The following is a 14749-nucleotide window of genomic DNA, read 5'->3' as shown; positions in this document are numbered from 1 at the left end:
GTACCTGGTGACCTTGGCGTATACCGGCGGTAGGTGGACACACCGGTAGGGTGGTCCGGTCAGATTCCCCAGCTACACGCAAGGACGACATGCAGACACACGAGATCCGGAAGCGATTCCTGGACCACTTCGTGAAGGCCGGTCACACCGAGGTACCGAGCGCTTCGGTGATTCTCGACGACCCCAACCTGCTGTTCGTCAACGCCGGCATGGTCCAGTTCGTGCCGTTCTTCCTGGGGCAGCGCACGCCGCCGTACAACACGGCCACCAGTGTCCAGAAGTGCATTCGCACGCCGGACATCGATGAGGTGGGCATCACCACCCGGCACAACACCTTCTTCCAGATGGCCGGAAACTTCTCCTTCGGCGACTACTTCAAGAGCGAGGCGATCCGGCTTGCCTGGACACTGCTGACCAACCCGCTGTCCGAGGGGGGTTACGGCTTCGACCCGGAGAGGCTGTGGGCCACCGTCTATCTCGACGACGACGAGGCCATCGGGCTGTGGCAGGACATCGCCGGGCTGCCGCTGGACCGGATCCAGCGCCGCGGCATGGCCGACAACTACTGGTCCATGGGCATCCCCGGTCCCTGCGGTCCGTGCTCGGAGATCTACTACGACCGTGGCCCCGAGTACGGCATCGAAGGTGGCCCGGAGGCGAACGAGGACCGCTACATCGAGATCTGGAATCTCGTGTTCATGCAGAACGAGCGCGGCGAGGGGACCTCCAAGACCGACTTCGAGATACTCGGCCCACTGCCGCGTCAGAACATCGACACCGGCATGGGTGTCGAGCGCATCGCGTGTCTATTGCAGGGTGTCGACAACGTCTACGAAACCGACCTGGTGCGCCCCGTCATCGACTGTGTGGCAGCAGTTGCCCCGCGCGGGTATGGGCAGGGCAGTCACGAGGACGACGTGCGCTACCGCGTCATCGGCGACCACGCCCGCACGGCGGCGATCATCATCGGCGACGGGGTCAGCCCCGGCAATGAAGGCCGCGGCTATGTGCTGCGCCGCCTGCTGCGCCGGATCATCCGCTCCACCAAGTTGCTTGGCGTCGAAAAGCCCATGATGGGTGAGCTGATGGCCGTGGTGCGTGACGAGATGGGCCCGTCGTACCCCGAGCTGGTGACCGACTTCGAACGCATCAGCAGAATCGCCGTTGCCGAGGAGACCGCGTTCAACCGGACCCTGGCCTCGGGTTCGAAGCTGTTCGAGGATGCCGCGGACAAGACGAAAACGGCAGGAAAAAGCACACTTTCGGGTAGCGACGCGTTCACCCTGCATGACACTTACGGGTTCCCCATCGAGCTCACCCTCGAAATGGCCGCCGAGGCCGGGCTTTCGGTGGACGAGAACGGCTTCCGTGAGCTGATGAATGAGCAGCGGCAACGCGCCAAGGCCGACGCCGCTGCGCGCAAGCATGCCCACGCAGACCTGACGGCATACCGCGAACTCGTGGACGCGGGGCCCACGGAATTCACCGGATTCGACGAATTAGATTCGCAGGCAACGATTCTGGGCATCTTCGTCGACGGCGCCCGGGTGCCGGTCGCCTCGGCGGGCGCCGAGGCGGAAATCGTGTTGGACCGCACCCCGCTCTACGCGGAATCGGGCGGCCAGATCGCCGACATCGGATCCATTCGCGGCGACGGGACGAACGCAACATCGCAGGCGAAGGTCTCCGATGTCCAGAAGATCGCCAAAACCCTCTTCGTACACAAGGTCACGGTGGAATCCGGTGAGTTCGTCGAGGGTGATCAGGTGGTGGCCTCGGTGGATCCGCAGTGGCGCCACGGCGCCACTCAGGGCCACTCGGGCACGCACATGGTGCACGCCGCGCTGCGGCAAGTACTGGGGCCCAATGCCGTTCAGGCGGGCTCGCTGAACCGGCCCGGATACCTGCGTTTCGACTTCAGCTGGCAGGGCGCGCTCTCGGAGGCACAGCGGCAAGAGGTCGAGGACGTGGCCAACAAGGCGGTCGAGGCCAACTATCCCGTCAACACCTTCATCACTGATCTGGACAAGGCCAAGGCCATGGGAGCGATGGCGCTGTTCGGCGAGAACTACGGAGACAACGTGCGCGTTGTCGACATCGGCGGCCCGTTCTCGCTCGAATTGTGCGGTGGGACTCACGTGGCCAACTCCTCCCAGATCGGACCCGTGACGCTGCTGGGAGAGTCTTCGGTGGGCTCGGGCGTGCGCCGGGTGGAGGCCTATGTCGGCCTGGACGCGTTCCGCTACCTCTCGAAGGAACGTGCCTTGATGGCCGCGCTGTCCTCAAGCCTGAAGGTGCCCTCCGAGGAGGTTCCCGGCCGGGTCGCGACTCTGGTGGAGCGCCTGAAGGTGGCCGAAAAGGAGTTGGAGCAAACACGTTTGGCCTCGGTAAAGGCCTCCATCTCGACGTTGGTGGACAACGCGGAACGCCTGAGCACGTCGGCCGGCACCGTCACCGTGGTGGCGCACCGGCTGCCCGACGGGACCGGCGCGGGTGACCTGCGCAGTCTGATCGGAGACATTCGGGGCCGGCTCGGCAGTGACCCCGCCGTGGTCGCGCTGATCGCAGCCGGCGAGGGCTCGGTGCCCTTCGTGGTGTCGGTCAACCAGGCCGCTCAAGATGCGGGGCTGCGTGCCAACGACCTCGTGGGTGCCATCGGATCGGCCGTGGACGGACGAGGCGGCGGTAAGTCCGACACGGCACAGGGGTCCGGTAAGGACTCCTCCGGCATTGACGCGGCACTGCGGGCGCTGCGTGAACAGATCCGCCAGGCCTGAACCGAGTGCCCGATAGCGAAGCTCCTGCCCCTGATCGTCCAGGCCCGGACGATCCGGGCCGCGGCCGTCGTCTCGGCGTGGATGTGGGCACCGTCAGAATAGGAGTCGCATCGTGCGACCCCGACGGAATTCTTGCCACCCCGGTCGAAACGGTCGCGCGGGATAATAAGGAAGACAGTGATTTTCGCCGCATCGTGGAATTGGTCGAGGAGCTGAGCGTGGTAGAGGTCGTTGTCGGCCTGCCACGCAACCTGCGCGAAGGTACGGGGGCCTCGGCGCGCGATGCCGCAGGGTTCGCCCGGGAGCTGAGCGAGCGAATCGCGCCCGTGCCGGTGCGCTTAGTAGACGAGCGTTTCACTACTACTACCGCCCAGCGTTCCCTGCGTGAGGCAGGAGTACGGTCTCGTCAGCAGCGCGGCATCATCGACCAGGCGGCAGCGGTGGCCATTCTGCAGGATTGGCTTGAGCAGCGTCGCCGGTGCGGCAGTGAAGGGGGCACGCGTTGAGCGACTGGCGCGATTGGGACGATCGCCAGGAGCCCGACGACGACTGGGGAGGCGGTCGCCGGGCCGTCCCGGTGGCGGTGGGTCCGCGTCCTCGCGAGACCCGTCGTGAGCGGGCGCGCCGCAGGGCTGCGGCGCGGCGTCGCCGTAACGCCGGACTGGCGGGTCTGGCGCTGGTTGTCATCATCACCGTCGCTGCCGTTGTCGGCGGAGCAAAGCTGTGGGACAGCCTCTTCGGTGCCGACGCCCCCGTCACCGACTACTCGGGCTCCGGGGTCAAGGACTTCGTGTTCGAGGTGCATCGCGGCGACACCACCAAGGTCATCGGACAGCGGCTGAAGGACGAGGGAGTGGTGGCCACTCCGAGTGCGTTCACTGATGCCGCGCAAGGCAATCAGGCCATCGCCGCGATCCAGCCCGGCTTCTACAAGCTGCGCACCAAGATTCCCGGCAAGGACGCCGTCGCGCGTCTGGCCGAACAAGACAACCGGGTCGGTCTGCTCGTCATCCCGGAGGGCCGTCAGCTCGATGACGTCTCCGCGGTGGCCAATGGCGCCGTTACCGAGGGCATCTTCACCCTCATCGCGCGTGCTTCGTGTGTGGACCTGGACGGGGACAAGCATTGCGTGGCCGCTTCGGACTTACGGCAGGCCGCCACGACGGCCTCGCAGGCCGAGCTGTCGGTCCCGCAGTGGGCGTCCAACGGAGTCAATGCCGTGCGCGACGACCACCGCCGCCTCGAGGGACTGATCGCCGCTGGGCGGTGGGACTTCGACCCGATGGCCGAGCCGGAGCAGATTCTGGCCTCCCTCATCCGTGAGAGCAGCGACCAGTACCAGCAGCTGGGGTTGCTGCAGGCCGATGCGGCCGGGTTGTCGCCCTATGAAGTGCTGGTGGTGGCCTCGCTGCTGCAGCGGGAGGCCAAACCGCGCGACTTCGCGAAGGTGGCGCGGGTGGTCTACAACCGGCTGGCCAAGCATCAGAAGCTGGAATTCGACTCCACGGTGAACTACCCGTTGGACCGCCAAGAAGTCGCGACGACCGATGACGACCGCGAGCGCAAGACGCTCTGGAATACCTATGTGTCGCAGGGGCTCCCGGCTACCCCGATTTCTTCGCCGAGCCCCGAGGCGCTTCAGGCGGCCGAGCATCCGGAGCCGGGGGACTGGCTGTACTTCGTCACGATCGACGCCGAGGGCACCACGTTGTTCACCGCCGACTACAACGAGCATTTGGCCAACATCGAGCTGGCCAAGAAGAACGGCATTCTGGACAGTGCGCGATGAGCCTCCCCGGCGTAGAGCATGAGCACGGCTGAGGTTCGCCGCGCCGCGGTGCTCGGCTCACCGATAGGGCATTCCCGCTCGCCCGATTTACATCTGGCCGCCTATCGCGCACTGGGGCTGACCGGCTGGACATACGAACGCATCGAGTGCACGGCTGAGCAGCTGCCCGACGTGGTGGGAGGCGCCGGGCCCGATTGGGTGGGTTTCTCGGTGACCATGCCCGGCAAGTTCGCCGCCCTGGAATCGGCGTCGAGTTGCACCGAACGTGCGCGGCTGATCGGTGCCGCCAACACCCTGGTGCGTACCGATGACGGTTGGCATGCCGACAACACCGACGTCGATGGCGTATCCGGGGCACTGCGCGGCGCGGGAATCGAACCCGCGGAGCGGGCAGCCGTGATCGTCGGCGCCGGCGGTACCGCGCGGCCGGCCATCGTGGCGCTGGCGGCAATGGGTATCAAGTCCCTGACGGTGGTGGCCCGGGATGCGACCCGCGCGCACGGAGCTCTGGAGCTGGCGCAGCGAGTGGGCCTGCCGGCCTCCGTGATTGGTTTCGAGGACGCCGCCCTGTCCTCGGTGTGCGCATCGTCCGGCGTGCTGGTGAGCACCGTGCCGGCGGAGGCGGCGGCACCCTATTCGGATTCCCTGGCCGCGGCCCCGGCGATTCTCGACGTTATCTATCACCCGTGGCCCACCGAACTGGCAGCCACGGCACACGATCGGGGAGCAGCGGTCGCCGGCGGTTTGGAGATGCTGCTCAACCAGGCGTTCACCCAGGTAGAGCTGTTCACCGGGCAGCCCGCACCACGTGCGGCGATGGCCGCCGCCCTGCGCTGAGCACCCGGTAATCCGGCGTTGCCGGCGGCTGGCCGTCGGGCAGATTCAGACTCACGAGTAGATGCGACCTGCGGGAATCAAATTTATGGGACTTTTGGTCCCATCAGATGTTGCATGGGATGCCGCGTCCCAGTAAATTGGTGGGTAATTCGAGGAGGAAGCAATGCCGCTTTACACCGTCCCCGGGCCGAGCGACTTCGACGCGGAGTACCTGCAAACCCTGCACACGCTGTCCGAAGGTTCGGTGCGTCTGCACTTCGATCCCTTCACGGACATCGACTGGGACGCGCCCGATTACCAGATCGACCGCAACGACCCCCGCTGGGTGCTGAACCCCGAGCTGGACACGCTCGGCGCCACGCAGTGGTACCGGGATCTGCCCCTCGACCGTCAAATCGAGATCGGCCGCTGGCGGCTGGCCAACAGCGTCAAGGTTGGGCTCGCCTTCGAGAGCATTCTGATCCGCGGCATGATGCAGTACCTCATGAAGCTGCCGAACGGCTCGCCTGAGTTCCGCTACTGCCTCCACGAGATGACCGAGGAGTGCAACCACATCCAGATGTTCCAGGAGCTCGTCAACCGCATCGGTGACGACGTCCCGGGCATGCGCAAGTGGTTCCGCAGGCTCTCGCCGATAATCGGCGTGGCAGGCGGTTGGGCCCATGTGGTCCTCTTCATCGGCATCCTCGGCGGCGAAGAGCCCATCGATCACTACCAGAAGTCGTTGATCCGCAAGGACGTCGACCTGCCGCCGGCCGTCCGGCGCACCATGGAAATCCACGTGGCCGAAGAGGCGCGGCACATCTCCTTCGCCGGTGAGTTCCTGCGCGTCCACATGCCGCTGATGAGTGCGCGCAAACGCGCACTGTGCACCCTGCTGTTCCCGGTCGTCATGAAGCTGCTGGCCAACGAGATCATGATTCCGCCACGGACCTTCGCCGCCGAGTTCGGCATCCCGCGTGAGGTTTTCAAGCAGGCCTTCTGGCGCAGCGAGCACGCGCGTCACACGCTTGCCGAGTACTTCGGAGACATGCGCAAGCTCACCGAGGACATCGGAATGCGGCCGTGGTGGGTGCGCCCGCTGTGGAAGGTGCTGCATATCGATGGCCGTCCGTCGCGATACCGGAGCGAGCCCGACCGCTCGCCCGTGGGCACGCCTCTAGCGGTTGGCGCCTGACAGTTCGGCGATAGCCGCCATCAGTTCGGTCTGCGGGTCCAGGGACACGCCCATCGAACGCCCGGCCCCGTCCAGCACGTACCAGACGTAGTTCGCCAGATCCTCGACGATCTCGGTGCGACTGCGCACGGGGTCGTTTTCCCGCAACCATCGGGAGAGGGTCCCCTCGACCATCGTCACCACCGCGTAGGTGACCGATTCGAAGGGGCTGTAGTCGATCCCGAGTAGCTCGGTGATCGGAATCAGGACCCCGCGGACACGCTGCTCCATGCGCACCTTGACCGTACTGACCGCATCGACGGCGGGATCCTCGTCGGTGGTGCCGGAGCCCATGAACTCGTAGCGATGGGGGTAATCGGTCATCCAATCCAGCACCGCGCGAATGGTTCTGGTGGCAATGTCGTTGATGGAACCTCTGGTGACATCGAGCTGCGACGAGATTGTCGTATCGAAGTCCTCCATCAGATACGAACGAATGCGCCGATCGAGGTCCTCGCGCCCCTCGAACTGCCGGTACACCACAGACTTGGCCAGCTCGGCCCGTTTGGCGATCGACTGCACGGGAATCTCGGTGCCGGGCGGCGTTTCGTCGAGCAGTGCTACGGCCGACTCCACGATGCGGGTCTGGCGGGCGGAGTTGTGCCGTTCCCAACGTGCCTCATGCCCAGTGAGCGAGCGTTCCTTGGCATTGGTATCCGGCACCGCCCGATTCTATCGACCCACCTCCGGCTTGGATGCCACACAGAAGATTCGGCGGAATCCAAACGGAGTCACCTCGCCGGAGCGCGGATAAGCCTGGCGCAGCAGTCCGGCGTACTCGGACTCGAACTCGGCGAATTCGGCGGCCGACAGTGCCGACACGACGGGTCTCAGCCCCGTGCCATGCACCCATCGCAGCACCGGATCCTCGCCCGCCAGCAGGTGCACGTATGTGGTTTCCCAGGCGTCCGGAACCAGACCGGCGGAAATAGCCAGGCGCGCATAACCTTCGGCGCCGTCCGTGCTCTCGGTTCCACGCAGCACACCGTCCAATCGCGATAGCCATCGTGGCGATTCGGCCACCTGGCGCATCAGCGCATGCGAGGGTGCGCCGAAGTTGCCCGGAACCTGAAAGGCCAGATATCCACCCGGATTGAGTTGCTCAGCCCATGCGGAGATGAGCTCGCGGTGCTGTGGAAGCCATTGCAAGGCCGCATTGGTGAACAGCACGTCTACGCCATCGGCCCGAAAGTCCGCGATATCGCCTTGCTCCAGACGCAGATTGGCGGGCAAATCAGCGGGTGCGGTGGCCAGCAGCTCGGCGGAGGAATCCAGTCCCAGCACCGATGCGCCTGGCCACCGGCGGGCCAATTCGACGGTCAAGATTCCACTGGCGCAACCCAAGTCAACGACAGTGCGCGGAGCCGAGGCCGGTATCCGGGACAGCAGTTCGTAGAACGGGCGACTGCGTTCATCTCCGAAGCGGCTGTATTCCTGCGGGCTCCACAATGTCTTCGTCACTACTCCGAATCTAGCCGCGCGGCGCTACATTCCCCACATGATTTACGGGGTGGGGGCGGCGGTGCTGTGCTGGATGGCGGCGCTGTCATATTTCGACATCAGGTACCGAAGGCTGCCGAACTGGCTCACGCTGCCCGCGGCCGCCGGGATCGTCGTGGTGGCGATGTTCGACCGCAATCCACCGATGCTGGTCGGCGCGGTGGCGTTGGCGATCGTGTACCTGGCCGCGCATCTGCTCTCGCCACGTGCGATGGGGGCCGGGGACGTGAAGCTCGCCTTCGGGACGGGGGGATTGTCGGGGGCGTTCGGATTGGACACGTGGTTTCTGGCAGCGATCGGTGCGCCGCTGTTGACCGGCCTGATCGGTGTGCTGCTCATAGCGTGCGGGCGCCGGGGAGTGGCGGTTCCGCACGGACCGTCAATGTGTCTGGCCACGGCGTTAGCGACCGGGCTGACGGTCCTCGTACCGGGCATCTGACAAAGAACCATCCACTGTCCCGATCGATTTGGAAGACCGACCTGCCCGCATGGGACAATGGTGCACGTGTTGCGCTGGATCACGGCAGGTGAATCGCATGGACGCGCGTTGGTCGCGGTACTGGAAGGCATGGTCGCCGGTGTCGAACTGACATCGGAGGACATCGGTAGGCAGCTGGCGCGTCGCCGCCTGGGCTACGGCCGGGGTGCGCGGATGGCTTTCGAGGCCGATCAGGTCACCATGCTCGGCGGCGTGCGCCACGGACTGACCTTGGGCGGCCCGGTTGCCATCGAGGTCGGCAACACCGAATGGCCCAAGTGGGAGACCGTGATGTCTCCGGACCCCGTGGACCCCGCCGAGTTGGAGAACATCGCGCGCAACGCGCCGCTGACCCGCCCCCGTCCCGGGCACGCCGACTACGCGGGCATGCTCAAGTACGGATTCGATGACGCGCGCCCGGTGCTCGAGCGGGCCAGTGCGCGCGAGACCGCGGCGCGTGTGGCGGTGGGCACCCTTGCCAAGGCTTTCCTGAAGCAGGCCCTGGGAGTCGATGTCATCTCGCACGTCATCTCCATCGGCGACTCCGAGCCCTACGAAGGTCCGGTTCCGGGCGCCGCCGACCTGGATGCCATCGACGCCAGCCCGGTGCGGGCATTTGGCGAGCAGGCTCAGTCTTCGATGATCAGCGAGATCGAGGCCGCCAAGAAGGACGGCGACACCCTCGGTGGCGTGGTCGAGGTAGTGGTCGCCGGTCTGCCCGTGGGACTCGGTTCGTTCATCAGTGGACACGACCGGCTGGACAGCCAACTGGCGGCAGCGATCATGGGTATCCAGGCGATCAAGGGCGTGGAGATCGGTGACGGTTTCACCACCGCGCGCCGACGGGGCAGCGCCGCGCACGACGAGATTTACCCCGGCCCCGACGGCATCCTGCGCTCCACCAATCGCGCCGGCGGGCTGGAAGGTGGCATGACCAACGGTCAGCCGCTGCGGGTGCGGGCGGCGATGAAGCCCATCTCCACCGTGCCGCGGGCGTTGGCGACCGTGGACATGTCCACCGGCGACGAGGCGGTCGCGATTCACCAGCGCTCCGACGTGTGCGCGGTCCCGGCCGCTGGCGTGGTCGCCGAGGCGATGGTTGCGCTGGTGGTTGCCCGTGCCGCACTGGAAAAGTTCGGTGGAGACTCGCTGTCCGAGACGAAGACCAACGTCGGCGCGTACCTGGACGCGGTGGCGCAGCGGGAGCCACGCCAAGAGTCTTCCGATGAGCAGCTTGCGCGAAGAGCGGCTAACACAGCGGGATGAGCCCCAAAGCCGTCCTTGTCGGACTGCCCGGATCGGGTAAGTCCACCATCGGCCGTCGCCTGGCAAAAGCGTTGAACGTCAACGTCTATGACACCGACATCGGCATCGAGGCGCAGGCCGGCCGCACCATCGCCGACATCTTCGCCACCGATGGGGAGCCGGAATTCCGGCGTATCGAAGAATCGGTGATTCGGCAGGCGCTTGATCAGCAGGACGGGGTGGTCTCGCTCGGCGGTGGCGCCGTGCTCACTCCAGGCGTCCGGGAAGCACTCACGGGGCATACCGTGGTGTACCTGGAAATCAGTGCCGCGGAAGGAATCCGACGCACCGGAGGAAGCGTGGTGCGTCCGCTGCTGGCTGGGCCGGACCGCGCCGAGAAGTACCACGCCCTCATCTCGCAGCGAGTTCCGCTGTACCGAGAGGTCGCCACCATCAAGGTCAACACCGACAGGCGAAATCCCGGCGCAGTGGTCCGGACCATCGTGTCCCGGTTGGAGAACCCAGAGGCTGGCACCACAGCTTCCTCACGGCGGCGACGCCCCCGACGACGTCCCCGATCGCGGCGCCGTACCTCCGGTACTCCCGCGGCAACCAAGAGCGATACCCCCGGAACCGAAACTAAAGGAAGAGCCGACAATGACTAGCGCCGAGCCGACGACGATCACCGTCGAGGTGAACCCGCCCTACCCGGTTATCGTGGGAACGGGTCTACTGGGTGAGTTGGTGGGCGCGCTCAAGGGCTCCGACAAGGTGGCGATACTGCATCAGCCCACCCTCGCGGCGACCGCCGAGGAAATTCGGAAGACCCTGGCCGACACCGGAATCGATGCGCATCGGGTCGAGATTCCCGACGCCGAGGCGGGCAAGGATCTGGCCGTGCTCGGATTCATCTGGGAGGTACTGGGCCGCATCGGCATCGGGCGCAAAGACGCCGTCGTCAGCCTGGGGGGAGGGGCCGCCACCGACACCGCCGGCTTCGCCGCCGCCACCTGGTTACGCGGCGTGAAGGTGGTGCACGTACCCACCACGCTGCTCGCGATGGTCGATGCCGCGGTCGGCGGCAAGACGGGCATCAACACCGAGGCGGGTAAAAACCTCGTCGGCGCATTCCATCAGCCGGGGGCGGTGCTGGTGGACCTGGCGACGCTCGACTCGTTGCCGCGCAACGAAATCGTCGCCGGTATGGCCGAAGTGGTGAAGGCAGGATTCATCGCCGACCCGGTCATCCTTGAGCTCATCGAGGCCGACCCGGAGGCCGCGATCGATCCGTCGAAGCCGGTGCTGCGCGAGCTCATCGAACGTTCCATCGCGGTCAAGGCCAAGGTGGTGGCCGCCGACGAGAAGGAAGCCGAGCTACGCGAGATCCTCAACTACGGTCACACCCTCGGTCATGCCATCGAGCGACGTGAGCGGTACCGGTGGCGCCACGGCGCTGCCGTGTCGGTCGGTCTGGTATTCGCAGCCGAACTGGGGCGCTTGGCCGGACGTCTGGACGACGAGACCGCCGATCGCCACGCGCGGGTGCTCTCGGCGCTCGGATTGCCGACACGTTATGACGCCGACGCGCTGGGACAGCTCGTCGAATCGATGCAGGGCGATAAGAAGACCCGCTCGGGCATACTGCGATTCGTGGTGCTTGACGGGTTGGCCAAGCCGGGACGACTGGAAGGCCCCGACCCGTCACTGCTGGCCGCCGCGTACTCGGTGGTGGCAGGTCCGACCACTGGTGAGGGAGTGATGTTGTGACGATCCAGGTTCTCAACGGCCCCAATCTTGGCCGCCTTGGTAAGCGGGAGGCCGCCGTCTACGGCAGCGTCACCTATGAGGAGCTGGTGTCATTCGTCCAGGCCGAAGCGGACTCGTTGGGTGTGGATGTCCAGGTGCGGCAGACCGACAGCGAAGCCGAATTGCTCGGCTGGATTCACGATGCCGCCGACGCCAAGGATCCGGTGATCCTGAATGCGGGCGCATTCACCCACACATCGGTTGCACTACGGGATGCGTGTGCCGAATTGACGGCCGGATTGATCGAGGTGCATATCTCGAATGTGTATGCACGCGAAGAGTTTCGGCACAAGTCGTACCTCAGTGCGTTGGCCACCGGGGTGATTGTCGGGCTCGGCGTGCAGGGATACCTGCTGGCGCTGCGCTACTTCGTGACGTCCACTTCGTCCTGAACCGCCTGGAACACGTCGGTATCCGACTGCTGCAGCGCGGCGTGCTCCTTTTCCTTGCGGTCCACTAGCAGTCGGCCCGCGAATACGCCGACCATGGCGGGTCCGAACACCAGCAGCGCCACGAATGCCGCGGTGGTGGTGAGCTCGGCCAGGATGCCCGCCGCGTAGATCCCCTCGTTGAACAGGCTGATCAGCCAGATCACCAGGCCGCTGACCGCCCCGGCGAAGATGCCACCCAGCAGCCACCACATGGCCAGATCTTCACGGCGGTCCGGATCGGGGTTGCGCCGGGCATCGCCGCGGCCGTCGGTGATCGCCCAGACCACCACCGCTGCGACGAACACCAGAACCAGCGTGATGTTGATGAGGGTGCCGTGGGTCTCCCAGACACTGATGGCCAGGCCCTGTATCACGCGGACCAGCACCATAAAGACGGCGAAGACGGCGCCACGGGTAAGCCATTGCGCGGTCATGGAACGTGTTCCAGCTTCGGGCATGGGCCCAGCGTATCGCGGTACCGTCGACACCTATGACGACCGTCCTCAGCCATATCGATCGCCGGGAACGACTGCGTGAGGGACTGCGCGCCGACGGACTCGATGCGCTTCTGATCACCGACCTGGTCAACATTCGCTATCTGACGGGTTTCACGGGGTCCGCCGCAGCGCTTTGGGTGGCCGCGGGCGACGGAGCGGATGAGAAGGCGACCGTGTTGTGCACCGATGGCCGCTACCGCACCCAAGCCGCCGCGCAGGTTCCGGATCTGCGCGCGCTGATCGACCGTGGCTACGGCGCGGCGCTGATCGCGTCGGCCGCCGCCGGGCGCGCGGGATTCGAAAGCCACGTGGTCACCGTCGACGGATTCGACAAATTGAGTGCGGCGGCCGGGGACGTCGAGCTGATCCGGGCTCCGAACCGGGTGGAGAAACTCCGGGAAGTGAAGGATGAATCCGAGGTACTCCTCCTCGAAAGAGCCTGCGCTGCAGCAGATACCGCGTTATCTGCCTTGATCGAGACGGGCGGGATCCGGCCTGGGCGCACTGAGCGTGATGTCGCCCGCGACCTGGAGAACCTCATGTGTGAACACGGAGCCGACGGCGCGTCGTTCGAGACCATCGTCGCGGCCGGCTCGCATTCGGCGATACCGCACCACCGACCCACCGACGCGGTGCTGGCCACCGGCGACTTCGTAAAGATCGACTTCGGTGCACTGGTCGCCGGATATCACTCGGACATGACCCGCACCCTGGTGCTGGGATCGGTGTCGCCGTGGCAGCAGGAGATCTACGAACTGGTGCTGGTCGCACAGGCGGCCGGACGGGAGGCCCTGGCACCCGGAGCATCGCTGAAGGGTGTGGACGCCGCGGCCCGCGATGTCATCGCCGCCGCCGGATACGGACAGAACTTCGGTCACGGTCTCGGCCACGGTGTGGGGTTGCAGATCCACGAAGCACCGGGTATCGGTGCCGGCGCCACCGGTACACTGCTTGCTGGCTCGGCGGTGACAGTCGAGCCAGGGGTCTACCTGCCCGACCGGGGCGGAGTCCGGATCGAGGACACGCTCGTGGTGCGGCCCGATGGGCCGGAGCTATTGACCCGGTTCCCCAAGGAACTCACCGTCATTAATTGAGTAGTACTGAACAGTTACGCAAGGAGATAGACGACTGTGGCTTCAACCGCCGATTTCAAGAACGGCCTGGTGCTCAACATCGATGGTCAGCTGTGGCAGATCACCGAGTTCCAGCACGTGAAGCCCGGTAAGGGACCGGCGTTCGTGCGCACCAAGCTCAAGAACGTGCTGTCGGGCAAGGTCGTCGATAAGACCTTCAACGCGGGTGTGAAGGTCGAGACCGCGACCGTCGACCGGCGCGACACCACCTACCTGTACCGCGACGGCGACTCGTTCGTGTTCATGGACAGCCAGGATTACGAGCAGCATCACCTCACTCCCGAGCTGGTCGGCGACGCACACCGGTTCCTGCTGGAGAGCATGACCGTGCAGGTCGCGTTCAACGAGGGCGCGCCGCTGTACATCGAGCTGCCGGTGTCGGTCGAGCTGGTGGTGACGCACACCGAGCCGGGCCTGCAGGGTGATCGTTCCAGCGCGGGCACCAAGCCGGCGACGATGGAAACCGGCGCCGAGATCCAGGTGCCGTTGTTCATCAACACCGGTGACCGCCTCAAGGTCGACACGCGCGACGCCAGCTACCTCGGCCGCGTGAATGGCTGATAGCGGTTCGACCGGCCGCGCCTCCGCCAAGGGCGGCCGCCGCAAGGCGCGTAAGCGGGCAGTGGACCTGCTGTTCGAGGCCGAGGCGCGGGATATGACGGCAGCCGCGGTGGCCGATGAGCGTCGCGGCCTGGCGGAGGCGAAGCCCGACGTGGAGCCGCTGAACCCCTACACGGTGACGGTCGCGCACGGTGTCACCGAGCACGCCACGCACATCGACGAGCTGATCTCCTCGCATCTGCAGGGCTGGACGCTGGCCAGGCTGCCCGCGGTGGACCGCGCGATTATGCGCGTCGCGGTGTGGGAGCTGCTCCATGCCGAGGACGTGCCCGAGGTAGTGGCTGTCGACGAAGCGGTCGAGCTGGCCAAACAGCTTTCCACCGACGAGTCACCGGCGTTCGTGAACGGCGTGCTGGGTCAGCTCATGCTGGTGACCCCGCACATCCGGGGTGGCTCGGCTTCCAGCTCCGCGGAATAGG

General features: G+C 65.8%; 16 protein-coding genes. 13 read left to right on the top strand and 3 right to left on the bottom strand.

Features of this window, described 5'->3' with window-relative positions; genetic code table 11:
- The first annotated feature begins 89 nt into the window (after positions 1 to 89).
- From alaS to BB28_RS13910, 5 genes are all read left to right on the top strand, one after another.
- Positions 90 to 2777 carry an alanine--tRNA ligase gene (gene alaS / locus BB28_RS13930; RefSeq protein WP_046253920.1) on the top strand — a complete coding sequence of 896 codons (2688 nt, stop codon included), beginning with the start codon at positions 90 to 92 and terminating at the stop codon, positions 2775 to 2777.
- A gap of 5 nt (positions 2778 to 2782) precedes the next feature.
- Positions 2783 to 3283, top strand: a complete 501-nt coding sequence (ruvX, locus tag BB28_RS13925; protein WP_030093572.1) for a Holliday junction resolvase RuvX — start codon at positions 2783 to 2785, stop codon at positions 3281 to 3283.
- Positions 3280 to 4566 (top strand): endolytic transglycosylase MltG, encoded by a 1287-nt coding sequence (mltG, locus tag BB28_RS13920; protein ID WP_046253919.1) that lies wholly within the window; start codon positions 3280 to 3282, stop codon positions 4564 to 4566. Before ruvX ends, mltG begins: the two co-directional genes overlap by 4 nt.
- An 18-nt stretch (positions 4567 to 4584) precedes the next feature.
- Positions 4585 to 5403, top strand: coding sequence for a shikimate dehydrogenase (locus BB28_RS13915; protein WP_046253918.1), 819 nt, complete (start codon positions 4585 to 4587; stop codon positions 5401 to 5403).
- A gap of 163 nt (positions 5404 to 5566) precedes the next feature.
- On the top strand, positions 5567 to 6580 hold the full coding sequence (locus BB28_RS13910) for an AurF N-oxygenase family protein (protein WP_046253917.1): 1014 nt from the start codon (positions 5567 to 5569) through the stop codon (positions 6578 to 6580).
- Here BB28_RS13910 and BB28_RS13905 read toward each other — a convergent pair.
- Positions 6563 to 7282: a TetR/AcrR family transcriptional regulator gene (locus BB28_RS13905; protein ID WP_046253916.1), complete on the bottom strand. Its 720-nt coding sequence runs from the start codon at positions 7280 to 7282 to the stop codon at positions 6563 to 6565. The genes BB28_RS13910 and BB28_RS13905 overlap by 18 nt on opposite strands.
- A gap of 9 nt (positions 7283 to 7291) precedes the next feature.
- Positions 7292 to 8080, bottom strand: a complete 789-nt coding sequence (locus BB28_RS13900) for a methyltransferase domain-containing protein (RefSeq protein WP_046253915.1) — start codon at positions 8078 to 8080, stop codon at positions 7292 to 7294.
- Positions 8081 to 8117: 37 nt separating this feature from the next.
- On the opposite strand from BB28_RS13900, the gene BB28_RS13895 reads away from it, so the two are divergent.
- From BB28_RS13895 to aroQ, 5 genes are all read left to right on the top strand, one after another.
- The gene (locus tag BB28_RS13895) at positions 8118 to 8558 is read left to right on the top strand and encodes a prepilin peptidase (protein ID WP_046253914.1); all 441 of its coding nucleotides are present in this window, start codon (positions 8118 to 8120) and stop codon (positions 8556 to 8558) included.
- A gap of 66 nt (positions 8559 to 8624) precedes the next feature.
- Positions 8625 to 9863, top strand: coding sequence for a chorismate synthase (gene aroC, locus BB28_RS13890; protein WP_046255826.1), 1239 nt, complete (start codon positions 8625 to 8627; stop codon positions 9861 to 9863).
- Entirely contained in the window at positions 9860 to 10507 is a 648-nt protein-coding gene (locus tag BB28_RS13885) for a shikimate kinase (RefSeq protein WP_046253913.1), read from the top strand. The genes aroC and BB28_RS13885 overlap by 4 nt, the downstream gene beginning before the upstream one ends.
- Positions 10500 to 11609 carry a 3-dehydroquinate synthase gene (gene aroB / locus BB28_RS13880; RefSeq protein WP_030093563.1) on the top strand — a complete coding sequence of 370 codons (1110 nt, stop codon included), beginning with the start codon at positions 10500 to 10502 and terminating at the stop codon, positions 11607 to 11609. The genes BB28_RS13885 and aroB overlap by 8 nt, the downstream gene beginning before the upstream one ends.
- Positions 11606 to 12040 (top strand): type II 3-dehydroquinate dehydratase, encoded by a 435-nt coding sequence (aroQ, locus tag BB28_RS13875; protein ID WP_046253912.1) that lies wholly within the window; start codon positions 11606 to 11608, stop codon positions 12038 to 12040. Before aroB ends, aroQ begins: the two co-directional genes overlap by 4 nt.
- Here the strand turns inward: aroQ and BB28_RS13870 are convergent.
- Positions 12013 to 12537 (bottom strand): B-4DMT family transporter, encoded by a 525-nt coding sequence (locus BB28_RS13870; protein WP_191985233.1) that lies wholly within the window; start codon positions 12535 to 12537, stop codon positions 12013 to 12015. The two genes, aroQ and BB28_RS13870, sit on opposite strands and share 28 nt — an antisense overlap.
- 32 nt (positions 12538 to 12569) lie before the next feature.
- On the opposite strand from BB28_RS13870, the gene BB28_RS13865 reads away from it, so the two are divergent.
- Genes BB28_RS13865 through nusB form a run of 3 tightly spaced genes read left to right on the top strand, consistent with a single transcriptional unit; the run spans position 12570 to position 14748 of the window.
- Positions 12570 to 13670 carry a M24 family metallopeptidase gene (locus tag BB28_RS13865; RefSeq protein WP_046253911.1) on the top strand — a complete coding sequence of 367 codons (1101 nt, stop codon included), beginning with the start codon at positions 12570 to 12572 and terminating at the stop codon, positions 13668 to 13670.
- A 36-nt stretch (positions 13671 to 13706) separates the two neighbouring features.
- Entirely contained in the window at positions 13707 to 14270 is a 564-nt protein-coding gene (gene efp, locus BB28_RS13860) for an elongation factor P (protein ID WP_030093559.1), read from the top strand.
- Complete coding sequence (gene nusB, locus BB28_RS13855) at positions 14263 to 14748, top strand: transcription antitermination factor NusB (RefSeq protein ID WP_046253910.1); 486 nt, start codon at positions 14263 to 14265, stop codon at positions 14746 to 14748. The genes efp and nusB overlap by 8 nt, the downstream gene beginning before the upstream one ends.
- Position 14749 lies beyond the last annotated feature (1 nt).

Origin of the sequence: Mycobacteroides chelonae CCUG 47445 (assembly GCF_001632805.1) — a bacterium.
GTDB classification, from domain to species: Bacteria; Actinomycetota; Actinomycetes; order Mycobacteriales; family Mycobacteriaceae; genus Mycobacterium; species Mycobacterium chelonae.
Note: the sequence above shows the minus strand (reverse complement) of the source record. Positions and strands in the feature narration are given on the sequence as shown.